General features: G+C 61.2%; 15 protein-coding genes. 1 reads left to right on the top strand and 14 read right to left on the bottom strand.

Annotated features, from left to right (window positions below):
• Window positions 1-194: 194 nt before the first annotated feature.
• Complete coding sequence (locus ACYU7Q_RS02685) at window positions 195-3,797, top strand: PA14 domain-containing protein (protein WP_460607892.1); 3,603 nt, start codon at window positions 195-197, stop codon at window positions 3,795-3,797.
• 142 nt (window positions 3,798-3,939) lie between these two features.
• Here ACYU7Q_RS02685 and ACYU7Q_RS02680 read toward each other — a convergent pair whose 3' ends face one another.
• From ACYU7Q_RS02680 to kduD, 14 genes are all read right to left on the bottom strand, one after another.
• Window positions 3,940-5,298, bottom strand: a complete 1,359-nt coding sequence (locus ACYU7Q_RS02680; protein ID WP_460607891.1) for a lipopolysaccharide biosynthesis protein — start codon at window positions 5,296-5,298, stop codon at window positions 3,940-3,942.
• The gene (locus ACYU7Q_RS02675; RefSeq protein WP_460607890.1) at window positions 5,295-6,551 is read right to left on the bottom strand and encodes a glycosyltransferase family protein; all 1,257 of its coding nucleotides are present in this window, start codon (window positions 6,549-6,551) and stop codon (window positions 5,295-5,297) included. Before ACYU7Q_RS02675 ends, ACYU7Q_RS02680 begins: the two co-directional genes overlap by 4 nt.
• A gap of 2 nt (window positions 6,552-6,553) precedes the next feature.
• The gene (locus ACYU7Q_RS02670; RefSeq protein WP_460607889.1) at window positions 6,554-7,429 is read right to left on the bottom strand and encodes a core-2/I-branching beta-1,6-N-acetylglucosaminyltransferase family protein; all 876 of its coding nucleotides are present in this window, start codon (window positions 7,427-7,429) and stop codon (window positions 6,554-6,556) included.
• Between the two features lie 22 nt (window positions 7,430-7,451).
• Window positions 7,452-8,648 (bottom strand): glycosyltransferase family 2 protein, encoded by a 1,197-nt coding sequence (locus ACYU7Q_RS02665; RefSeq protein WP_460607888.1) that lies wholly within the window; start codon window positions 8,646-8,648, stop codon window positions 7,452-7,454.
• Between the two features lie 213 nt (window positions 8,649-8,861).
• Window positions 8,862-10,076 (bottom strand): glycosyltransferase family 2 protein, encoded by a 1,215-nt coding sequence (locus ACYU7Q_RS02660; protein WP_460607887.1) that lies wholly within the window; start codon window positions 10,074-10,076, stop codon window positions 8,862-8,864.
• 39 nt (window positions 10,077-10,115) lie between these two features.
• On the bottom strand, window positions 10,116-11,006 hold the full coding sequence (locus tag ACYU7Q_RS02655) for a glycosyltransferase family 2 protein (protein ID WP_460607886.1): 891 nt from the start codon (window positions 11,004-11,006) through the stop codon (window positions 10,116-10,118).
• Between the two features lie 7 nt (window positions 11,007-11,013).
• Entirely contained in the window at window positions 11,014-12,423 is a 1,410-nt protein-coding gene (locus tag ACYU7Q_RS02650) for an O-antigen ligase family protein (RefSeq protein ID WP_460607885.1), read from the bottom strand.
• Between the two features lie 67 nt (window positions 12,424-12,490).
• Window positions 12,491-14,725, bottom strand: coding sequence for a GumC family protein (locus ACYU7Q_RS02645; protein WP_460607884.1), 2,235 nt, complete (start codon window positions 14,723-14,725; stop codon window positions 12,491-12,493).
• A complete protein-coding gene (locus ACYU7Q_RS02640) occupies window positions 14,722-15,441 on the bottom strand; it encodes a TolC family protein (RefSeq protein ID WP_460608726.1) in 720 nt (239 codons plus the stop codon). Before ACYU7Q_RS02640 ends, ACYU7Q_RS02645 begins: the two co-directional genes overlap by 4 nt.
• Window positions 15,442-15,479: 38 nt before the next feature.
• Window positions 15,480-16,352: a sugar transferase gene (locus ACYU7Q_RS02635; RefSeq protein ID WP_460607883.1), complete on the bottom strand. Its 873-nt coding sequence runs from the start codon at window positions 16,350-16,352 to the stop codon at window positions 15,480-15,482.
• A 34-nt stretch (window positions 16,353-16,386) separates the two neighbouring features.
• Window positions 16,387-16,788 carry a response regulator transcription factor gene (locus ACYU7Q_RS02630; protein WP_460607882.1) on the bottom strand — a complete coding sequence of 134 codons (402 nt, stop codon included), beginning with the start codon at window positions 16,786-16,788 and terminating at the stop codon, window positions 16,387-16,389.
• A 557-nt stretch (window positions 16,789-17,345) separates the two neighbouring features.
• Window positions 17,346-20,090: an ATP-binding protein gene (locus ACYU7Q_RS02625; protein ID WP_460607881.1), complete on the bottom strand. Its 2,745-nt coding sequence runs from the start codon at window positions 20,088-20,090 to the stop codon at window positions 17,346-17,348.
• Window positions 20,091-21,653: 1,563 nt separating this feature from the next.
• Complete coding sequence (locus ACYU7Q_RS02620) at window positions 21,654-21,809, bottom strand: hypothetical protein (protein ID WP_460607880.1); 156 nt, start codon at window positions 21,807-21,809, stop codon at window positions 21,654-21,656.
• Window positions 21,810-22,057: 248 nt separating this feature from the next.
• Window positions 22,058-22,828 carry a 2-dehydro-3-deoxy-D-gluconate 5-dehydrogenase KduD gene (gene kduD / locus ACYU7Q_RS02615; RefSeq protein WP_460607879.1) on the bottom strand — a complete coding sequence of 257 codons (771 nt, stop codon included), beginning with the start codon at window positions 22,826-22,828 and terminating at the stop codon, window positions 22,058-22,060.
• Between the last annotated feature and the right edge of the window lie 106 nt (window positions 22,829-22,934).

The following is a 22,934-nucleotide window of genomic DNA, read 5'->3' as shown; positions in this document are numbered from 1 at the left end:
CAACTAAAAAGCAGATTTTTAAGTTATTGCGCACTGCTTCGTTAGTTGGGTGTAGTTGTACGTGAGTGCAAGGCTGCGACGCTTAATGAGCCTCCCTTTGCACATATCCTATTTCCGGGTTTATAAAAAAAATCATAAACCTGATTGAGGGAGAATTGCGCGCAATCCCAATTCAATTGTCTTTGACCTAGCTTATGATAACGAAACATCCCCTGAAGAATATCCGCTTGCTGGCAGTGTTGCTCAGCTACTTCTTAGCCTTTGGCGCAGCGGCCCAAATCACCCCCAATGCCGGCGAAGAAGCCATTGGCATCACCTCGATTACTCCGAGCATAAACACCGGCCAGGACTACTCGCCCTGGCTCGATGACGACCTAAACAACCTGGTGCAGAACAACTGGAACCCCACCAACTTCCAGTACATTGATGTGACGCTGCGCCTGGCCCGGCCCACAGTGCTGACCCGCCTGTCCCTGTTTGATTACCAGGGCACGTTTGAGCAGCAGCCGGCCACCATTTATGCGCAGAATGGAAGCCAGCGCACGCTGATTGGCACGTTCACGGGCGAGCTGTACAACCAATACGTGAGCCTGGCCGTGGCCGGCAGTGTGACGGCCGATGCCATCGTGATTCACAAGTACTGCAACAACATCCCGGTCAAAGTCAAGGTATTCGGGCGCAGCGGCACGGCGCCTACAACTCCCACTACGCCTACGCCGCAGCCGGTGGCCGCTACGCTCACCTTTGGCACGCTGCCCACCCGCACCGTGGGGGCCGGCCCCTTTGCTCTCACAGCCAACAGTACCAATACGAGCACGCCTATCACCTTCACGTCGTCCAATCCCGGCGTGGTGAGTGTGTCGGCGGCTTCGGGGCAGTGGCTGGCGACGGCAACAGGAGCAGGCACGGCCACCATCACGGCCTCGCAGGCAGCCAGCGCTACGTACCTGGCTGCTACCGCGACCCAGACGCAGGTGGTGCAGGCCGCTACGCCCACCACCCCGACCGGCCCCGCGGCAAACGGCAAAATCCCGCTTGACCCGTCCCGCTGGTACAGCCTCAACAACGTCAGCAACAACATTCAGGGGCTTTTCGACGGCTCTACCAGTTCGGGCGTGACAATGGGCTACGGCCGAATCCTGGACACGTACGACGCCTATTACACGCTGCTGCCCGGCGAAGCCATCAGCCTGGAGAGCATCCGCATTTTCGACGGCGGCGCGGGCGACCCCAACAAGCCCCTGACGCTGTCGGTGCTCACCAATACCTGGCAGCGCGTGGTGGTGGCCACCTACACCGGCGGCCACAACGGCCAATGGATTGGCCCGGACCCCAGCAACCCCACCAATTTCCAGCTCAGCTCGCCGTTTAGCAACATCCGGGCGCTGGTGCTCACGGCTTCCTGGGCCTACCCCGGCGAGCTGGAGCTGTACGGCTCCTACACGCCCGGCCAAGCCCTGCCCACGGCCGACCCCATGGCCCTGGCGGTGCAAAAGGGCATCAGGCTGCGCCAGGAAATGGGCATCAACGCCTTCGAATGGGACGTGGAAGACCCCAATGTGCCTTATCAGATTGACGAAACGCGCCTGGCGGCGGTAAAGAATTTCACCGGCATCCGGCATTACCTCGACTGGGAAAAGCTGGAATCGAGCCAAGGCAACTACACCTTCAACCCCGTGCACAGCGGCGGCTGGAACTACGACGTGCTCTACCAGCGCCTCAAAGCCGAAGGCATTGACGTGCTGGTCTGCCTGAAAACCCTGCCCAACTGGCTGCTCAACAGCTACCCCGCCAATGAGCGCGATATGGAGAACGTGCCTGTGGCGTACGGCCGCGACTTCGCCGACCCCAATTCTTACATCGAACAGGCCAAAGTGGCGTTCCAGTTTGTGGCCCGCTACGGCTACAATACCAGGGTGAACCCCGGCCTGCTGCACGTGGACACCAGTATTCGCTGGCCCGGCGATGGCGTGAACCAGGTGCGCGCCGGCCTGGGCGTGGTGAAGTACATTGAGTGCGACAACGAGCGCGACAAGTGGTGGAAGGGCCGCAAAGCCTACCAGACGGGTCGCGAATACGCCGCCAACCTCTCGGCCTTCTACGACGGCAACAAGAACACCATGGGCGCCGGCGTGGGCGTGAAAAATGCCGACCCCAGCGTGCAGGTGGTGATGGGCGGCCTGGCATCGCCGAACACCGACTACGTGCGCGGCATGATTGACTGGTGCCGGCAGTACCGCGGCCTGCGCGCCGATGGCTCAGTTGATTTGTGCTGGGACATCATCAACTACCACCTCTACTCAAACGACGCTCGCTCGTCGCAGAGCGGCAACCCGACGCGCGGCGCAGCTCCCGAAGTATCGGAGGCCGGCCAGGTGGCCCAGGATTTTGTGAAGCTGGCCCACCAATACGCCCACGACATGCCCGTGTGGGTGACCGAAACCGGCTACGACACCAACCAGGGCAGCCCGCTCAAGGCCATTGCCATCGGCAACAAGTCGGTGCTGCAAACCCAGGCCGACTGGACGCTGCGCACGGCCCTGCTGTATGCCCGCTGGGGCGTGGAGCGCACCTTCCACTATCAGCTGGCCGACGACAACCCCAATAACGCCCAGCAGTTCAGTTCGATGGGCCTGATTAATGCCAACCACACGCCCAAGCCGGCCGCCGAGTACCTGCGCCAGACCGCCGCGCTGCTCGGCAATTATGTGTACAAGGGTACCATCAACCGAGACCCCATCGTGGACCGCTACGAGGCCAATGGCAGCACCGCCTACGCCCTGGTGGTGCCCGACGAGCAGGGCCGCACCGCCAGCTACACGCTCAACCTGGGCACGGATTCGGCCCGTATCTACCAGCCACAAATCGGGCAGGCCGCCATGCGCCTAACCCGCGTGCGTACCCAAAACGGCCAGTTGCAGCTCACCGTGACCGAAACGCCCACGTTTGTGGTTGTGGGGGGCACGAGCCCTGGTGCGCCCCCCACTGCCACGGCGTGCCCGGGCACGGGCTCCATTCAGTGGGAGCAGTGGACGAACATTGGCGGCACCAGCATCAGCGCCATTCCCACGCCGAACCCGCCTACCGCAACCACCACGCTCACGCAGTTTGAGAGCGGCCAGAACGTGGGCGACAATTACGGGTCGCGCATCCGGGGCTATATCTGCCCGCCCCAGGATGGCAGCTACGTGTTCCGCGTTTCGGGCGACGACGACTGCCAGCTCTGGCTCAGCTCCGACGAGGACCCCACGCACAAAGTACAGATTGCCGGTTTCGTGGGCTGGACCAACTACCACGAGTGGGGCAAGTACTCCACCCAGCAGTCGGCGCCCGTGGCGCTGCTGGCCGGCCGCCGCTATTACGTGGAAACCCTGCAAAAAGAAGGCGGCGGGGGCGATAACGTGTCCGTAGCCTGGACCCTGCCCAACGGGCAGGTGGAAGTGCCCATCGCGGGCTCGCACCTGATACCCTTTGTTACTACAGCGGCCCGCACGACCACGGCACTGGCCGCCAGCAGCGCCTCCCAGCTCGGCCAAGGGCCCGAACTGATGGTGTACCCGAACCCCTTCACCAGCCAAACCACGGTAGAATTTTCCTTGCCGGTGAAAGGCGACGCCACGCTGGCCGTGTACGACATGCAAAACCGGCTGGTAAAGCGCCTGTTCAGCGGGGCGGTGCAGGCGGGCACCCGCCAGCACTTCACGCTGAGCGCGACTGGACTGGCGCAGGGCGTCTACATCGTGCAGCTGGTGACAGCCACCAAAGTTGTGACGCAAAAGCTGATGCGCGCCTATTAGTGCAGCGTGGTGAACTATCGAATGACCAAAATAAGCAAAGCTGGCCGCTTGAGTAAATCTCAGGCGGCCAGCTTTGTTGTAGGGAATTTTGCCGGCCCGGTGCGGAGTGCAGCACTTACCGGGGGTATTGAGGTTGGGCGGCCTATTTGGCCCGGGCTGGCATCAGCGGGGCAATGGCTTCTTTCAGGCGATGAAGCAGGCCGGCGCTGCTGTTTCTCAGCTCCTGCACGGCCAAACCCAGCGCGCCCTGGAAGGTGATGGGCAGGTACCGGCGCAGCGCCACGTAGCCATACGCCGTGCTGGTTATCAGGGTGAAAGTCGATGCCAGTGCCGCACCGTAAACACTGCCCAACAGCTTGATGCACACAATGTCGGCCACTACGTTCACGGCCAGGCCCAGCATGACTTTCACCAGGTTCAGCTGCGGTTTGTTGATGATGTCGAGCGTGACGCCCAGAAACCGTTCGAGCGGAAACAGGAGCGAGCAGGCCATCATGATGCGGTAGATGTTGGCCGCCTCGGTGCCCACGTATTTGCCGCCGCCAATGAGGCCCACGATGACGTCGGCAAATACTATCGTGCCCGCGATGAGCGGTATGAATAGCAGCGTGAGCAGCACCGTGTACTTCTTCAGAATGTTGGCCACTTCGGTTTCGCGGCGCTGATTTACGGCCGCCGACATGCTGGGCATGGCCGTGGCCAGGCTGCTGCGCAGCGGAATCTCAATGATTTCGAGCAGGCGCGTGGGCAGGTTGTATACGGCCAGCGCCGCCGGCCCCAGCATAAACTTGACGATGAAGGCGTCGGAGCTGCGGAATAGGTTGGCGCACAGAAAAGTGCCGAAGCTGTACTTGCCGAAGTGAAACAGCTTCCGCACGTCGGCCGCCGTTTTGTGGCGCAGCGCGCTCAGGTGCGTCCAGCCCGCCGCCACGGCCACCGCGCTGGTGAGCAGCGAGCTCAGCAGAAATGAGGCGATAACGCCCTGGACCGTAACGGTATGCAGCCGGTACATCCCAAACACCAGCACGATGAACGAGCCCTGATTGAGCAGCCGGATGTAGAGAATCCGGTCGAAGCGCTGGGCGGCCTGCAGCAGCCAGATGGCCATGTTGTAGGGCAGCGTCACGGCCAGGCTCAGCCCTACCCATTGCACCACCACGAGCACGCCGGCATCGTGCACCCAGCCGGCAAAGGGCCAGGCGCCCACATTAAGCACCACAAAAAAGCCGGTTATCAGCAGGGCCAGAAACCAGGCCGAGCCGGCCACGCCGCGTTTGCGGATTTCATCGGCCCCGGCGTAAAATTTAATCAGTGCCGTTTGCAGCAGGCCGGTCCGGAAGGTATCGAGCAGCAAAAACACAAACTGGAAAAAAATCCAGTTGCCCATGTCCGCCGCCGCCAGGAAACGGTAGAGAATCAGGTAGGTAAGCAGGCTGAACACGGCCATTACCCCGTTGCCGGTGAGCGAGAGAAAGTGGCGGTTTTTGAGGAGCGCAGTCATCGGGCGGCCGGTTGAGGGTGCGGCAGTGCCGGCCGAGCGGCGAAACGGCCGTGGCGGGCGTACTGCTCCGCCACGGCCTGGTAAATCTTGTCGACGCTGTTTTCCCAGGTGTGGGTGGCCGCGAAGGCACTGCGGCGCTGCTGCCGCGCCGGAGTGTCTTCGCGCAGCGCCTGGTCTATTAGGCGCACATAATCCTCAGCGGTTTCGGCCAAGTAGGTATAGGGCTCGAACAGGTGCATGGCCTCGGTGCGGGTGGCCACCACGGGCCGGCCCTGCAGCAGGTATTCGTCTACTTTGCGGGGGTAATTGCCCCGAGTTAGGTCGTTTACCACCTGTGGGTTCAGGCACACGTCGAAGTGCCGCACGTAGCCCGGCAGGTTTTCGGGTGGTTTGGCCCCCAGGAAATGCACGTTGGCGCGCTGGTGCAAGTCATTGGCTTTGAATGCCTCATCTTCGGGGCCGATGAGCACCAGGCTCCAGTCGGGGCGCTGCTCGCTGATGTGGCGCAGCACCGGTATCGACAGCCGGGAACTCACCAGCGCGCCCACGTAGCCCAGCAGCGGGCGCGGCAGGTCGGCCAGGTCGACGGGCACGGCGGTCTGGTCCAGGTCGGCAGCCGGTGGCGCATCGCAGCCCTGGCCCACATCGAACGAATAGGGATTGTACTGACCGCAATACCCGGCAAGAAAGGCCGAATTGGCCACGCACACGTCACTTTTCGCAATAAGCTGCGGCTCCAGGCGCCGGCCGTGCTTGCCCCAATACTCGGTGGCCACCACAAAATCCCGCGAATAATAAATGCTGACTTCGGGCCCGAGCAGCTCTGGCAGGTAGAAGCTGCGAAAAATGTCGTTGTCGTTGAATAGAATGAAGCGCTCGAAGTCCAGCTCGGCGGTGGCGGCCCGGATGGTGGCGGCAAGGCGGCAGTTGTTGCGCTTGTTGAACCACGTATGCAGGCCCGCCGGCAGCCAGTTGATGGACTCCAGCACGGTGGCCGGGGTGAGCACCCACAGGTTCGGGGCCACGGCCTGCAAGCCGGACTCCTGGCCGCGCAGCACCCGCAGGCGCTTCTGCACGACGGGCGAGCGGCGGTGCCGCAACAGGGTGTTGCGGTCGAGCGGCGCATTCACGTACAAGACGCGGTTGTGCTTGCTGAATTCCAGCGCAATGTCTTTGCAATTGCTGCCGATGGCGGTGTCCCAGGGCTGTTGGCCCACTACTACGATGTTGCGGCGGAAGAGCGTATGGGGCATGGCTAGGCGGGCATGTGGGTGGGAAGGTGCAGCATGGTGCGGTCGATGAGGCCCAGGATTTCGGCGTCGTGGTCCAAGTCGAACTTGCGGGCGAACAGCTTTGGCGATTGGGCCAGGGCGGGCGCATCGGCCACGGTCAGCAGTTTGGGGTTGGCCCCGCCCTCCGACCAGTCGATGTAACGGTAGTTGTCGTTGACAATCCGGTCCTTGAGCGGCGAATTCAGCAGAATGGTCGCCGGCAAAAACTCATCGGAGCCCCAGGTAAACCGGCAGAACCGGCGCAGCTCCGGGTGGGCATCCACGAACTCGACGAGGTAGCGGGCGCAGTCCCGGCTCATGGTCCACCACGACCCGTTAGGGCCGCCGTACAGCGTGTAGGACAGCGGAAACCAGCGCTTTGGCAACAGCATATTCACGGCGGCCTGCAGCCGGTACTGGCCCTTAAACTGGTAGTAGGTGGTGTGGTATTGCTCGATGCGGCTGATGGCGTGGCTCCACCAGCGCGAACCCTCGCGCTCGAAGGAGAGAAACGAGCAGCCCGGGTGGCGGGCAAAGAACCAGTGAATGGTTTCGACCGGCTTGATGGGGTAGTCCTGCCCACTCAGCAGGTTGATGAAGTCGTAGGGCTGGCCGGTGGCAAGGATTTCGCGCGTGCCCTCCACCAGCGCCTCGGTGAAGCGGTAGGATGCCCACCGCACGGCCACACGAGCCTGCGTGAACCGCACACCGGGCCGGGCCGCCAGGTAGGCGAAATCCTCCATCGCCACCTTTTTATCGAGGTGGATGTAGAAGTCGGCATCCGGGTGCGCCAGCGCGTCCAGCAGCCGTTCGACCTGCGCCGGATTCTTGTGCACGGTGATGAGGTGAGCGATGCGCATGGTGAGTCAATTGGAAGTGAAGCTATTCCCGAACCGCCGCCAGCTGCTCCGGCACGGGCAGCCGGGTGGCCTTGGCCCAGGCGGCGGGCTGCGCGTTGCGGTAGTAGCGCCGGAAGCCGGCGAACACGGCCAGATTCATCATACAGAAGTAGAGGGGCACCACGGCCAACTTGCCGGCCGCGCCCTGCCAGCCGCGCCAGGCGGCCAGGTAAAACAGCACCTGCGCCGCCGCGGCCAGCGCATAGAAACCGCTCGCCCAGCCGCTCGTGGCAGCGGCCAGCAGCACGCTCAGCGGCAGAAGCAGGGCCAGGGCCACGGGCGCCAGGCTCCAGCGCAGCACCCGGTGCGACACGTACAGAAACGAGACCAGCGGCTGCCGAAGCGGGTTCAGTAAGCGGCGCAGACGGCTCATGGCCTGCCACCCGCCCGCGCAGATGCGGATTTTGCGCTCCCATTCCTCGGCCAGCGAGGCCGAAGGGTCTTCCGTAGCATACGCTGCCGGCTCATACACTACTGTATAGCCCTGCTCCACGATGCGTAGCGACTGCACGAAATCGTCCAGAATGGTGTCGGCTTCCAAGGGTCGAAACAGCTCGGTGCGGAACGAGACCAACTCGCCGGCGGCGCCCATTAGGCTGCGCACGCGGGAGTCGCAACGCTTGAGGAACGACTCGTACTTCCAGTACAGGCCTTCGCCCGCGCCGGGCGTGGAGCCGGCCACTGCCCGCACTTTTTTCTCGCCCGACACGGCCCCGACGGCCGGGTTCTGGTAGTGCTTCACCAGCTCGCGCACGGCGGCGGGGTTCAGCTCGGTATTGGCGTCGGTGAATACCACGAAGGGGGTTTCGACAAATTCCATGGCCCGGTTTTCGGCCAGCGACTTGCCGCCCCGGGCCGGCGTGTGCAGGTGCCGCACACTCGGGTAACGGGCCAGCACCTGCGCCGAATTGTCCGTCGAGCCGTCGGTGATGACCATTACCTGCAGCCGGTCCGCCGGGTAGTCCTGCGCGAGGCAGTTTTCGACTTTTGCGGCGAGGATGGGCGCCTCGTTGTAGGCCGGCACCACCAGCGTCACGTCGGGCTCAAAAGCGCGCAGGGCCTGGGGTTTGCGCAGGCGCGTAACCAGGGCCGCCCATGCGCCCACTACCACCGCGTAGCCCAGATAGGTATAGGCTACAAGGGCCAGCGCTATCCAAAACGAGTATTCCAGCACAATCATAAACGGTTAATTAGCAGGTTTATCTAATGACGCAGTGCTTCGTGCCGCAGGGAGCGCAGCAGGAAGGGTAGATTATGAAGGGCCCAATTGGCTTGCTGATTCAGGCGGCTTCAGCGAACCTGCCGGCGCGCCCGCAGCCCGCTCCGGAGGCCGAGCAGCAAGCAGATGAGCACGGGCACGGCAATGATTTCGAAAGGCATGACGAGGCGGCGGTTAGTCAAGCGTGGCGCTGGGCACCCGGGCCTTGTGGGCGGTAGCCAGGAAAGACGTTTTGGTCCGGTTCACGCGCACCAGCGCCAGGCACATGCACACGATGGCGTAGGGCAGCCGCACCACGGCGTGCAGCAGTTGCCCGGTGTACAGGCGGGCCGGCAGCGCCAGCAGCAGTGTGGCGGCCAGCAGCAGCAGCAGCCCGCTCCAGAAAGTGGCCGGCGGTCCCACCGGCAGCACCAATGACAGCAGGAAAAACACCCCCAGCACACCAATCAGCAGCGTGCGGGGCACCAAAAAGGTCTGCACCGCTTTGTTGAAAAACTCCACGTTGCCGAACCGGACCAGCTGCCAGATGCCCTCGCCCGCGTACTTTTTCAGGAACTCGAGCTGCGACGCCAGCCAGCGGGTGCGCTGCTGCGTGAAGCCTTGGGCGTTGTCGATTTTCTCGTCGTACACGTAAGTATCGGCTAAGTAAGCCACCTTCACCTGGTCGCGGGCAAGGCGGAAATCCAGCTCCTTGTCTTCGCCCACCGTTTCGCCGATGCCCTTCAGCAAGCGCAGCAGGTAGTCGTACTCGAAAGCCATGCCGGAGCCAATCAGCGCCGAGGACAGGCCCAGGGCAAAGGGCCCCTGGCGGTAGATGTGGTTGTTGATTTCCTCGTTGCAGGCGTCGAGCAGCGCAAAAGCCGTGTCCTGGTTCAGGGCCGTGCGGTGGGCTTGCACCACGCGGTAGCCGGCGTTGAACGCGCCGTTGATGTCGTTGAGGCAGTTGCGGCCCATGAGGTTGTCGGCATCCAGCACCACGGCCACATCGAAGGCCGCCGGCGGCAAGCTGCTGAGCGTGTGCAGCAGGGCCTTGCCTTTGGTGCTGCGTTCAAAGTTGACTTCTACCACTTCGGCCCCCGCCTGCCACAGCGCCTGCACGGTACCGGGCTGCAAGCCGTCGGAAATAACCACCACCTGAAACGTGCCCGCGTAGGTGTGGTGCAGGGCGGCGCGGGCAGTGTCCAGAATCACCGCGTCGGCTTTGTAAGCCGGAATGAAAACCCCGATATGGCGCGTGCGCGCCGGTAGCCTGAACGGCTGCGGGCCACTTTTTCTGGCCTTCAGAAAGTGGCCCGCCACGGTGAAAAACAGCAGGTACAAGCAGTTGAGCAGCAGGAAGCCGCCCACCAGGTACAGAACGTAATGCAGCAGTACTCCGATGGTTTGCATAGCGGGCGCGGTGGGTGAATGGCGTTGAGGACGAAGCGGCTAGACCGCGTGCGGGTGCTGCAGGTGCCAGCTCAGGCCGCGGCCCAGGGCCCGCAGGTGCTGCCACTCGCGGTGCAGCGAATGCTGAAGGGCTTTCTTGGGCAGCGCGGCGGCCAGGAACACGAGCGTGCTGGTCCAGCGGGCCCAGCCGCTGCAGTTGCGGCGGATGAACAGCAGGCGGTTGCGGTTCATGTAGTAGGTTCTCAGCACCGAATATTTGCCCACCGACACCGACTCCTTGTGGTAGACCGTGGACTCGGCCACGTAGTAGCAGAGGTAGCCGGCCCGTTTGATGGCCTCGCACCAGTCCAGCTCTTCGTAGTAGAGGAAATACACTTCCGGCATCGGGCCCACGGCGTCCACCACGCGTCGGGGCACCATCATGGCGGCGCCGTCGGCGAGCTGGGTGGGGTGCGAGCGGTTGTACTGGCCGTGGTCGTGCTCCTGCTGGCCGATGGTGATGCTGCGGCCCGTCCAGGGGTTGACGCCCCGCGACCCGGCGTACTGAATCAGGTCCGGCTGGTCGTAATAACGGATTTTGGGCGAGGCGATACCAGCGGCCGGGTGCTGCTGAAACAGCGCCACCAGCGGCTCAATGAAGCCGGGGGCCACCTCGGTATCGTTGTTCAGAAACAGCAGGTACTCGCCGTGGGCGGCGGCAATGCCGAGGTTATTGCCGCCCGCGAAGCCCAGGTTTTTATCCGATTTAATCAGCTGCACCTGCGGGAATTGCTGCGTAATAACATCGGCATCGCCGGCCGGCGAGGCATTGTCAACCACGATTATTTCGATGCGCGGGTAGGTTACCCGCAGCAGCGAGGCCACCATGGCGCACGTCACCCGCGCCTGGTTGTAATTGATGGAAATGACGGAAACCAAGGGAGTATTCACGGCGATGTCAGGCTTTAGAAATAGTGGGACCCGCGTCCAGTTGCGGGCCGCGAAACACGAAGGCCCAGGAGATGTAAACCACCAGCGCCGAGGGCATGAAGTTGATGACCTCGTTGCCGTAGCTGCTGAAGAGGCTGCCCACAAACCCGGCCGTGAGGGCAATAAGCTTGGCTTTCAATGCTCTATCCTGAGTATTCCAGACAATGCCGCAGCACTTGCCCAGGATGTAGAGCATGATGCCCAGCCAGATAACGAAGCCCACGATGCCGTACATGGCCCACACCTTCACCCAGTAGCTGTCGGGTGGAATGGTGGATAAGTACTTGTCGGCATTATACTTAATGCCCGAGTTGCCAATCACGCCTACGCCGCCGCCCAACGGGTGGTCGGCCAGGTAGGTGCGCAGCTTCAGCTGATTGGTGAGCCGCACGTTGAGCGACGGGTCCGAGGGGTCCAGGGCCGTGCGCATGCGGTAGATGTTGTAGTTGCCGCTGCCGATATTGGTGTACTTGAGCACGCAAAACCCCGCCACGGCCAGCATCGAGCCAATCAAAAACACCTTGATATTCTTGCTGATGAGCAGCGCCACCATGATGCCGGAGCCCAGCGCGAACATGGCGCCCCGCGTGCCCGAAATGACCATGCCCACTATCAGAATAAGCGCCGCCGCTGCCAGCAGCACCCGCTTCCAGGCCTTGAAGGGGCCCAGCGCCAGAATGAGCGCCACCAGGGCAATGTGGGCCTGCGACGCGCCAAACTGCCCGGCGTCGCTGTAGAAGGAAAACACGCGCAGCTTGCCCCAGAGCAGGTGGGTTTTGGCGTTTTCGTTGAGGAAAGCCTGCTCCCCCGGCGAGAGGCCAATGAAGAGCTGCTTCAGGCCGTTGAGCGCGCCCAGCACCGACAGCCCGATTATGAGCATCAGGAACAGGTTAAGGTCTTTGCGGGTGTTGAAGAGGAGCATGGCCAGCGGCACGCACAGAAACCAATACAGCGAGGCGCTCCGAAACTCCTGAAACCAGCCCGCCACGCTGGCCCCGGCCGGGTTGCCTAGCTCCAGAATGTTCAGCACAAACCACCCCAGCCCCAGCAGGCACAAGTCGTTGTTGATGGTGCGCCACTCAAACTGCTGGTAGTTAAAGGCCACCGCCACCCACGTCACCACCAGCAGGCCATCCACGGCCATGCCGAAGGGCACCCCGCCCACCTCGTGGGCCAGAATGAAGAACAAAAAGCAGTAGCAGACCAGCGCAATCACGCCCAGCCGGGGGCTGTGAAACAGCGCAACCAGGAACGGCACCGCTACCGCCACCGTCACCAGCAGGCCCGGTATCACCAGCCCATTGCGGGCGGTCAGCCAGCCCACCACCACGGCCAGCAGCACGCCGGCGGGCACTAACAGGCTTTTGAGCCGGGGCAAAAAAAAGGGCGCGAGCGGATACACCAGCAAGTGGGTTACGTGAAAAGCAGGAGGGTAAAGACGGCCGTTAGTTCAGCAGCGGCTGCGGCGGGTAGGGCGGCAGGGCGGGCTCGTAAGCCGGGGCTGCGGGCCGGGTGCGGGCCCCGACAAATTCGGCCACGTAATCGGGCAGCACGCCGTTGAGCACGACTTCGATGGGTGCTTTCGTGACCGTGCGGATGCTCTGGAATATCTGCTGGTCGGCCGGCATCCAGCTGCGCTCGGCACGCACTGCTACTAGTACCAGGTCCAAATCCTGCAGCAGCGAGGCCGGGTACGTTTGCTCGAGCAGCGCCGGAAACTCCACGATGATAACCTCGTCGCTTTGCACGTACTTGGTGGCAATGTCCGTCACCCGAACCCCTGGAGTGAGGCCTTGCAGCGGCGAGTAGAACTGAATGTCGTCGTTGGGAATAAGCTGGAGCACGTGGTCGCTCGGAAACATGCTCAGCGTCTTGATGCGCATCGCATTGAGGCTGGCGGCCAGGCTGCAGCAAACTTCGGTTTTGCCCTCGGCGCTCAGGCTGCTCAACACCCCAATCACGTAGGGTTTCCCCGTGTCAACCTTACGCTGAAACTTGAGCAGCAGGTGACGGGCCAAATGGTCCTCGGCGCGCTTGGCGTTGGCCTGCGCGCTGGCCTTGGAGGCCGTGGGCTTCGGGATGATGCCCGCCACCGGGAAGGTGGTGATGGCGGTGGCGCGGGCCGGGTTTTGCAGCGACGAATCCAGCATGCCCGCCGTCACCACCCCGGCCCCGGTCAGCAGAAACGAACCCAGGCAACCGCCAATCAGGAGCAGCAGCAGCTTCGAGCCGGTGCTGGTGGGCAAATACGGCGGGTCTATCACGCGCAGCTGCGAGGCCAGCACGCCGTTTTGCTGCGAGAGCTTGCTCTGCTTCAGGCCCTCCATCTGGGAGAGGTATTCCTTTTCGGCCACTTCCACTTCGCGCCGGATTTTGCGGATTTCGGCTCCCAGCGGCACCAGTGCGTTATATTGCCCGGCCACGGCGTCCTTCTGCCGGCGCATCAGGTTCAGCTGGCTTTTCAGGTCCTCGGCCAGCAGGGTGTTTTTGGTGTATTCGCCCAGCAGGTCCTTCACGTTCACGCCCTGCACCGAGTGCGAGCTGGCATATTCGCTGTTCACCGCGTCGCCGATTTTGTTGGTCATCCGCTCAGCCTGCTGCTTCAGGCTGGCCAGCCGGGCCGGGGCGCCGGGCACGGTGCTGCCCACCATTTCCAACTCGGCAATCTGGCTGGTGAGGCCCGAGAGCTGGTTGCGCAGCCGGATAATCTCTTGGCTCTTGAGGTTGGAAAAGCCGCGCTTGCTCAGCGTGTGCTCCACCGATTTTACCTGCGAGAAAGCCCCGGCGTACTGCATTTCCAGCTGGTTGTACTTGTCGGCGGCCAGCTGCTTTTCGTCGGTCGAGGCCACGATTTGCTTGTCGTAGTCCACGATGTTGTGCTTCTTGTGGAACTCCAGCAGCTTCTGCTCGGCGGCCTGCAGGCGCTGGTAGGCCTTCTGCGACGCCTGGTCGAAATAGCCAATCACCGTTTCGTTCTGGCCCGTAAACAGCTCCTTGTGCTTGCGAATGAACACCTGAGTCAGGATTTCGAGGGTTTTCTGGCACACCACCGGGTCGGTGGCCGTGTATTCAATCTGAATCAGGTCGCTGTCCTTCACCCGCGACGCGGCGATGCCCGCCAGCGCCGTTTCCGAAAACAGCGGCGCTTTCGAGTTCACCAGCCGGTACACCGGGCTGCCGGGGCCCTGGTTGTAAGCGGCCGTGAGCCGGGCCGTGGTTTCCTCCACCGTCGGGCCAATGAGGCGGGCGCGCAGCGCGGCCGGCAGCATCTCATCGGCCGCGGTAGCGCGCCCGCCCATCAGTCGGTGCATCAGCCGGGTAAACAGGCCCTCGGCCGCCGGGGCCCGGCCCGTGGCCTGGTACACGTAGGCCGTAGGGTCGGTCATCAGGTGCCAGGCCAGCAGGCGCAGGCTCACTTCCTGGCGCGTGTCGCGCGAGTTCATGAGCGTGAGCAGGTTGTCGAAGGCCGTGCTGGTAGCGTTCCAGTTGCCGCCGGAGTCGTTGTTGCCGCCCTCAATCTTATAACCCGAGGCGATGCCGGTATAAATCACCGTGTCGGACTTGTATTTTTTGTCCTGAAACCGCGAGAAGAAAAAGATGGACACCGCCGTGGTAAGCGGCACGAGCACCAGCAGCAACTGGTGCCGCCGCAACAGGCGCAGAAGTTCTTTCGCTGTCATTGTCCAAGCATTAAGGTGTTAATGGGCATGCCAATCAGGTTTTCCATCAGCAGCGTGGCCGTCTGGTACTTGCTTTTGGCCTCGGCCTCGGCCAGCACCGCCTTGTTGTAGAAGTCAATGGCCACGATTTGCTCATCGAGCTGGATTTCGCCTTCCTTGAATTTCTTGTCCGCAATTCGCTTGTTGATGTTGGCCGATTGCAGCGCGTCCTGGTAGTGCTGCATCACGGTGCGGGCCAGCGTAAGGGCCTGATATTGCGCAATTACCTCGGCCCGGAGCTTGTTTTCAGCAGCGTTGCGCTCGGCCTCGGCCTGCGTCACCAGCAGCTCTTGGCGGTGGGCGGTGCTGCGGCGGCCCGCCACCACATCCAGCGGCACCACCAGGTTCACACCCGCCGAGTACACCGCCCGCGCCCCCTGCGAAAACGGGTTCATGACAAACGCCCGTTGGGTGCTGCCGTTGGCATCGGCCGTGGCGAAGTAGGGCAGCGAGCCGTAGTTGTAGCTCGACGAGAGCGCCACCATGTTCAACAGGCGCTTGCGGCTCAGCGCCAGGTCCTCGAGGGCCACGCCCCGGCCCGCTTCCAGCCGGGTAATCTCGGCCGAGTGCTGCGCGGCTGCCTCAAACAGGCGGGGCAGCACCTTCTCGGGCGCGCTGAAAAACGTGGGCACCTCGGCCACGCTTCTGCCCGGCACCGTCTGGCCCCAGCCCGGCACGGATGCCAATCCCAACAGGAGTAAAAAGGCCGTTTTCATCACACGTTTTCCTGCTGAATAAGCGCAGGGATGGTTTTGAGGAGTATCAATAAATCGCCTTTGAGCGAATAATTGCGGGCGTATTCCAAATCCAGTGCCTTGCGCTCGTCCTCCGACACGCCGGCCCCGCCGCGCTTGCTCACCTGCCACAGCCCCGTGATGCCCGCCGGCGCCATAAACCGGGCTGCAAACTGGTCTGTAGTTAGCTTTTCGGCTTCGTAGAGTGGCAGCGGCCGGTTGCCCACAATAGACATATCGCCCCGCAACACGTTGAACAGCTGCGGCAACTCATCGATGCTTGTGTTGCGCAACAGCGCGCCCACCCGGGTCACGCGCGGGTCGTTCACAATTTTAATGAAGGCCGGGGCCGTGCTGTTTTTCTGCTGGGCCCGGTAGTGCTTCTCGCATACCGCAAAGCCCTGTTTGTTAATGAGCTGCGCCTGGCAGACGGGGCCGCCGCAGGCACATGCGTCGGCAGGCGGGGCCGTTGCCTCGGCCGTTGCCTGGTACTGGTTCAGGTCCTTGATGGTGGCCAGCAGCTGGTCGGCATCCGGGCGCATGGAGCGGAATTTCCAGAACCGAAATATGCGGTAGCCCGTCCCCACCCGGTGCGAGTAGTAAAACACCGGCCCGCGCGACTCCAGCTTAATCAGCAGCGCCACCAGCGCAAACAACGGCAGTAAGCACAGCAGGCAGACCGTGGCAAACGCAATGTCGAAGAGGCGCTTATCCAGCGAAATAGTGGCGGTCAGGGGGGGCGCCGCGTGGCGGTCCTTGGCCCGGATGGCCTTTTTTTGCAGACGGAAAGGTGCGCTGGGCCGCGGCGGGGGAGCGGTTTTGGGCGAGAACGTATTCTTGAGTAGTAGTTCCATAGCGATGGGTCATAGATGGAGGATAGGGGTTGGTTTAGCGCACGGTTTCTGCTGGCGCATGGGCTCGGGCCCGTCCCATGATTTTCTTGATTCGGATTTCCAGCTCTTCCGGATTGAAGGGCTTAACCAGGTAGTCATCAGCGCCTTGCTTCAGGCACAGAATCTTCTTGCTCGTTTCGTCGGTGCCGGATAGCATCAGCAGCGGGGTGTACTCGTAGGCGGGGAAGGCCCGCAACTCCCGCACAAAATCCAGCCCGTTCATGATGGGCATTTCGTAGTCGGCCACGATGACATCAACTCGTAGGCCCTGTTGCAGCCATTCCAGCGCATCGCGCCCATTGGCGGTCAGCACCACTTCATACTCGTTGGAGAAGAAATGCTCCAGAATCAATTGAATGGCCGGTTCGTCGTCGATAACCAGTAGGTGCTTTTTCATCATCAATATCTGTTGAGGTGGAAAGCTGCCTGGTATTCGTAACAAGACAGCTTAAATCGAAGTGGGCAAGGGCATAATGCCAATAAGTGCAGGGGTAAGCCTGATAAGCCACGCAAGGGCGTGCATAGCAGAGAAAAAAGTAATTAAAACCGGTGCTAACTGTTGCTTTTCAGTCATAAGTGAGAAGACAATCCTTGATTAAGGACATTTTCTACTGCATGGACATACCAAAGCCGAGGCCTTCGAAATGGTCAGGAAAAGGCGGGTGGGATTGGGTGGGCGGGCCGTTGTCGGCGCGGGCTACGTGGGCTAATTGCCACGGTCAGTGGCAATGCTGTTCACTACAATAATACGCTTAATTTCAATGGGCCGGTATGATTCTGGCCGGTCGCCAAAAGCCAGGCCGGAGCTTAACCGGCTGTAAGCCAAATGATAATACGAACGTTTGTTATATTATAATTCAAATTATTATATATAACAAAAAAATGCATTTCTACAAGACCCCTGCATTTCATAAGCATCTTATTTTTAGTGGCTAAAAAATAAAAAGGACTAGTCTAATAGCTTAGCTGTATTCTGAATATGTCCATAATCTGATTTGTAATCCGGCTGGTTGTGCGGAGGAGGTTTATGAGCTCGGCGGGCTCTGGATTTTTTTTCAAAATTTCTTCAAATTTTTTCATGCACCGTTGAGCTTCATCGATTTGCAGGTTGCCGTAGGTCGATTTTAGCGAGTGCACAAGCAGGGTGGCCGCGGCCCAATCCTGCCCCGCCACGGCCTCCCGGAGCTGGCCCAATTGGCCCGGCACCGTGTCAATAAACAGCTGTTGCATCTTGCGCACGAAGCCGGCATCCTGGGCCAGCCGCCCCAACCCTTCGAAGCCGAAGGTGGGCACGCCCGGCGCAGCAGTCGAAGCCGCCGGCTGAGCCGGGGCCGGGGCCGTGGTGGACCGGCCCGTGGCCCGAGCAATGGTAAGGTAGAGGTCGCTTTCGTGGTAGGGTTTCACCAGGCAATCGGTGAAGCCGGCTTGTCGGCAGGATTCCAGCTCGCTCGCCATGGCATTGGCAGTTAGGGCGATGATGGGCGTTGCCTGGTTGGGGCCGGGCACGCGCCGCAGGTGCAGGGTCGCTTCCAGGCCGCTCATACGCGGCATCTGAATGTCCATGAGGATGAGGTCGTAGGCCGTTGCTTCGGCCAGGGCCAAGGCTTGCTCGCCGTCGCTGGCCACCTCGGTTTCCACGTCCCACGACCGCAGCAGTGCCCGCGCCAGGAAGGCATTCACGGAGTTATCCTCTACCAGCAGCACGCGCAGGCTGTGCAGCAAGCCGGCCACCAGGGGCTGGGGAAGGTGCTGCTCCAGCGGGGCCCGCTCGCTTACGGGGTAGGGCAGCCGAAAATAGAACCGGCTGCCCTGCCCCGGCTGGCTTTCGAGCCAGATGCGGCCGCCCTGTAGCTCAATCAGGTTCTTGCAGATGGCCAGGCCCAGGCCCGTGCCCCCGTACAGCCGCGTGGTGCTGGCGTTGGCTTGCCCAAAGCTCTTGAATACTTGGTCAAACTTGTCGGAGCTGATGCCAATACCCGTGTCCTGCACGCAGAATTGCAAGTGTATTACCCCGGCTTCGTGGTGGTGCACGCCCACGCTCACGGTCACCTCGCCAGCACTGGTGAATTTGATGGCGTTGTTTACCAGGTTCACCAGCACCTGATTCAGGCGCACGGGGTCGCCTTCCACCACGGGCAGCAGGTCGTCGGCCACTTCCGTTTGCAGGCCCAGGCCCTTGGCCTCGGCCAGGAAGGCGAGCGAGCGGGTGGCCTCGTGCACGGTGGCGGCCACGTCAAAGGGAATGATTTCGAGGTCTACCTTGCCGGACTCGATTTTGGCAAAGTCCAAAATGTCGTTGATAACCAAAAGCAAATTCTCGGCATTCGAGAGAATCAGGTCCAGGTATTCGCCTTGTTCGGGGGTGCTGGCCTGCTTTCTCAGCAGCCGCGACAGGCCCACGATGCCGTTCATGGGCGTACGAATCTCATGGCTCATGTTGGCCAGAAACACTTCTTTGGCGCGCACCGAGTCCTCCGCTGCCACCAGGGCCCGGTTGAGGTCGGTGGTATCGGCCGCGATGGTAAGCAGGTAGCGGGTGCCGTCGGGGCGGGCAAAGGGCTTTTTGGTGGTGTGGTACCACACGGCCTGACCGTCGCGGCCGGCGTGCAGAGCCTCGTAAGAAGCCGTAATGCCACTCTCCAGCAGGTGCAGGTCCTGGGTCAGCTCCTCGTCGGGGGCCACGCGGCCCAGCAGCTCGGTCACGCTGAGGCGGCGCAGTTCGGCATAGGCTTCGTTGGCCAGCAGGTAAGTGCCCGTGGCGTCCTGCAGGCACATGGGGTTTGGGTTGGTGGCAATGACCTGTTCCAGCAGGGCCTGCTGGTTGGCCAGCTGCTGCTCCATTTGCTTGCGCCGGGTGATGTCGACCCAGTAGCCGATGAGGTAGGCCACCGTGTTGCGGTCGTCCACTACCGGATAAAACTTGCGCAGGCGGTAGCTGAGCATGGTGCCCGCCGGCGCGTGCGTTTCTTCCCAGGTCACTTCGCCCCGCGTGCCCAGGGCGCGCTGGAACTGCTGCTGGTGGTAGGCAGTGGTGGCAGCATCCCAGGCATGGGCCTGGCAATACGCCGCAAAATCCTGCCCGGTTATTTGAGGCGCGGCCGTTTCGGGAGTGTCCCGCTTGTTCACAAAGAGACAGGTTTGGGCACCATCGAACACGGAAATTCCGGCGGGGATATTATTCAGAATGCTTTCGTAAAACTCCTTCTGGGCAATGAGCTGGTCGGTGAAGTTCTTTTCCTCGTCAATATTCTGGAGGGTGCCCATTAGCTGTTCTGCCTGGCCTTCGGCATTGTGCGCAAACACCGTATCCTGCACCCGGAACCACTTCCACTGCCCATCTTGTGCCAGCAGCCGGAACTCCATCTGCACGGGCGTGCCCGCTGGCGCATTCCGCAGCCGCTCAAAATGCATGGGGCGTCGCTGTCGGTCATAAGGATGCATCAGCGCTTCCAGCAGGCAAGGCTTAAGCCTGCCAATCTCATCCGATGAATACTGGAGCAGCTGGTACAGCCGGTCGTTGAAAAAGACTTCGCTGTGGTCCGACAGTTGGTAGATGTATAAGGCGGCAGGCACCGCCCGGGCAATCTGCGTGATGAAGGCTTGGCGCTGAACCAGCTGCTTGCGGAGCTCCTGCCGAAGAATGCTTTCCTCATGCAGCTGGGCCTCCAACTGGGCCACCTTGCTGCGTAAGGCTTTCACTATCTGCGGCCTGGTGGTGCGCCGCCGCGGTGGCTTCGCGTTGTTACCGAAAGGACTTTCCATGAGATTATGCGGCTAAAGCGTCCGACCAGTTCACACGACCGGGAAACGACGATGGAATATTGGCTGTGAATATTCAGCGCTGGCCACACAGCCACTAGGCACAGCATTCAACTGTAATTGCTACGCGAGCAATGCGTTGTCCGGAATTACCCAATTAATAGAAGCTCCTGAATGGGCGGCTTCTATCTAAAGACCGGCATTGGCTATTTATAACTGAGCTACTTCGGAAGTCATCGGTATGCCGATGAGGTTAACTATGGAGATTTCAAGCGGATAGCGTAAGTTTCTATCCGTAAAATACTCAATTATCCTCCTATTGTACTAAGCTACTCGTTATGGCTTTGTAGCTCAAGCCCAAAGCTGGTCTTGATGAGCCGGCAAAGTGCTGAATCGCAGAGTCGCAGACCTAAGTATCCGGATAACATGTATATAGTATTCAACCGCGCAGGATTCATCTTTTTAAAAGCCCCCGCTTACTTCCGTTATTCAGGAGGAACGGGCCACGGGGGCATCATTCCCATCCGAGTGCCTTGAAACGTTGTAAGCATTCGACTGACCAGATGTTCCGGACTTGCCGATAACATCCGATAAATTTGCTTTTTTAGAACACAAAATCAATAATGGGGACTGTAGATATTTATGCCTTTGAGGTGCTCTAGTATCGGCTATTATGCCCCATATCTCGCTCGTCAACAATTCCTTCCAACCACTGGCTAAACTGCCCATGCTAACTGGACCACCTTAGGGTAACACCCTGCTCGTAGTGCCCTACCCGGGAATCGAAGCGGGGCCAGTGCTCCTTTACCACTTAACCGCTCACCACCTGACCTTGCGGTTGGAACAAGCCCGTACGCCTAGCGCCCCCTATACTGTGTGGGACCGGTCCATGACCCGGTAACAACAGCCGGTCATCAAACCCTCGTGGCTGTTGCAGAACTCACGGCAGGCCTGTTCAGCAATCATTCCGCGAGATGAACCACGCTAATGAGGCCATGAAATGGGCCTTTCACCGTCCTATAGACGCTCGCCTACGCCGTCTTTGTGCTACCTAATGAGTTCTGCAACAGCCACCCTCCTTTGCCTCAACGAAGCTTGTTTAAGCCAGTACCGTAAACAGTTAGTGTGGATTGACTAGGAGTGAGCACACATCTTTGCCCGGCTGGTCCCGTGCCGGCGGTAAGCCGTATGAAGAACTTCTGATTTTGGTTTGCCAGTCTTTCACATCGGCCAGCTGCCCGGTCAGTAGTAGAAGCGCCTGGAGCATCTGGATTTGCACGGCATAGGTGAGCTCCCCATCCGCTGCCAGCGCCGGGTTGGCGGCCGGCAGCGTGGCCCCACCGGTGGCCCCACCGGTGGCCCCACCCTCGGCGTAGCCGCGCAGGCGCTTGGCCTCCAGCCACTACTCCACGGCGGCCACCTGCGGGTCTTGGCGCATCCACTTCGGCACCACGTACTCTTACTCGTGCACCAAGCCGGCCACGGCGCAGCCCGAGTTGTCTATCAGCGTGCCGTTGCTGCCGATGCCCATGCCACAGCCAACCCGGTCTGCACCGCCCCAATCCCCGCGCCGAACACGTCGGCGGTGAGCGAGTTTTCGGGCTGCTCGGCGGCATACTGCCAGCTGGCGGCCACCAAGGCCATAATTTTGCGTTCCACATCAAGCTGCACCTTGCCTAACTCCAAGGCCTACAGATTTTTGTTCGTTAACAGGGCCTTTTTCCCTTAAGTTGAGCGGCATTTCCTGGTGATGGCGCTCGGCTTCAATCTTGGCTTGGTGCTGCTTCAATAAGGCGACCAAGCGCTTTTTCAGGTCCGCGGCCGACTCGCCGGCCTAGGCTCATCGCGCCAGGAAGTAAAATCTATTCAGCGATTTCCTAAGTCAGAAAACCTGGATTAACAGCCTGCTACCGTCCCATCCAGCCGCCGTCCACGGTGAGGATGGTGCCGTGCACGTAGTCGCTGGCCGCCGAGGCCAGGAACACGGTAGGACCTTTGAAATCTTCCGGAGTGCCCCAGCGGCCGGCCGGGATGCGGCCCAGAATGGTCTGGCTGCGCTCTTCGTCCTCGCGCAGGGCGGTGGTGTTGTCGGTGGCGATGTAGCCGGGCGCGATGGCATTCACGTGCACGCCCCGGCCGGCCCATTCGTTAGCCAGCGCTTTTACCAGGCTGCCGAGGGCGCCCTTGCTGGCTGCATAGCCGGGCACGTTGATGCCGCCCTGAAAGGTGAGCAGCGAGGCGGTGAAAATGATTTTGCCGCTGCCCTGCCGCAACATCTGGCCGCCAATGGCACGAGCCAGCCGGAACGGCGCGTCGAGGTTGATGGCCAGCACGTCGTCCCAGTCCTGGTCGGAATGCTCGGCGGCGGGGGCGCGGCGGATGGTGCCGGCATTGTTGATGAGGATGTCAATGCGCGGAAAATCCTGCTGCACCTGCGCGATGAAGGCATCGGTAGTGGCGCGCTGGCTGAAATCGGCCTGGTAGGCGTGAAGGTCGCGGCCCAGCGCCCGCACCTGACGGCCGGTTTCGCCGCCATCGGCCGCCAGCGTGGCCGATACGCCGATGATGTCGGCCCCGGCCTCGGCCAGACCCAGGGCCATGGCTTGGCCAATGCCTTTGTTACAACCGGTTACCAGGGCGATTTTGCCGGTCAGGCTGAAGGCGGAATTAGTATTCATGCAGGAAGGAAAAGCGAGCTGAAAATGCAACGGCCCAAAAGTAGCGCCGCCCGTCCGGCGCACTCTTCCGCACTCTACTGATTACCTACGACGCTGTCCTTACACT

Source organism: Hymenobacter terrigena, from assembly GCF_054776515.1.
This window is presented reverse-complemented; position numbering and strand designations above follow the sequence as displayed.

What these genes read in the sequence shown, in the direction of transcription:
- ACYU7Q_RS02685 (WP_460607892.1), top strand. Translation starts at nt 195, where the DNA reads ATGATAACGAAACATCCCCTGAAGAATATCCGCTTGCTGGCAGTGTTG.
- ACYU7Q_RS02680 (WP_460607891.1), bottom strand. Translation starts at nt 5,298, where the DNA reads ATGACTGCGCTCCTCAAAAACCGCCACTTTCTCTCGCTCACCGGCAAC.
- ACYU7Q_RS02675 (WP_460607890.1), bottom strand. Translation starts at nt 6,551, where the DNA reads ATGCCCCATACGCTCTTCCGCCGCAACATCGTAGTAGTGGGCCAACAG.
- ACYU7Q_RS02670 (WP_460607889.1), bottom strand. Translation starts at nt 7,429, where the DNA reads ATGCGCATCGCTCACCTCATCACCGTGCACAAGAATCCGGCGCAGGTC.
- ACYU7Q_RS02665 (WP_460607888.1), bottom strand. Translation starts at nt 8,648, where the DNA reads ATGATTGTGCTGGAATACTCGTTTTGGATAGCGCTGGCCCTTGTAGCC.
- ACYU7Q_RS02660 (WP_460607887.1), bottom strand. Translation starts at nt 10,076, where the DNA reads ATGCAAACCATCGGAGTACTGCTGCATTACGTTCTGTACCTGGTGGGC.
- ACYU7Q_RS02645 (WP_460607884.1), bottom strand. Translation starts at nt 14,725, where the DNA reads ATGACAGCGAAAGAACTTCTGCGCCTGTTGCGGCGGCACCAGTTGCTG.
- ACYU7Q_RS02635 (WP_460607883.1), bottom strand. Translation starts at nt 16,352, where the DNA reads ATGGAACTACTACTCAAGAATACGTTCTCGCCCAAAACCGCTCCCCCG.
- ACYU7Q_RS02630 (WP_460607882.1), bottom strand. Translation starts at nt 16,788, where the DNA reads ATGAAAAAGCACCTACTGGTTATCGACGACGAACCGGCCATTCAATTG.
- kduD (WP_460607879.1), bottom strand. Translation starts at nt 22,828, where the DNA reads ATGAATACTAATTCCGCCTTCAGCCTGACCGGCAAAATCGCCCTGGTA.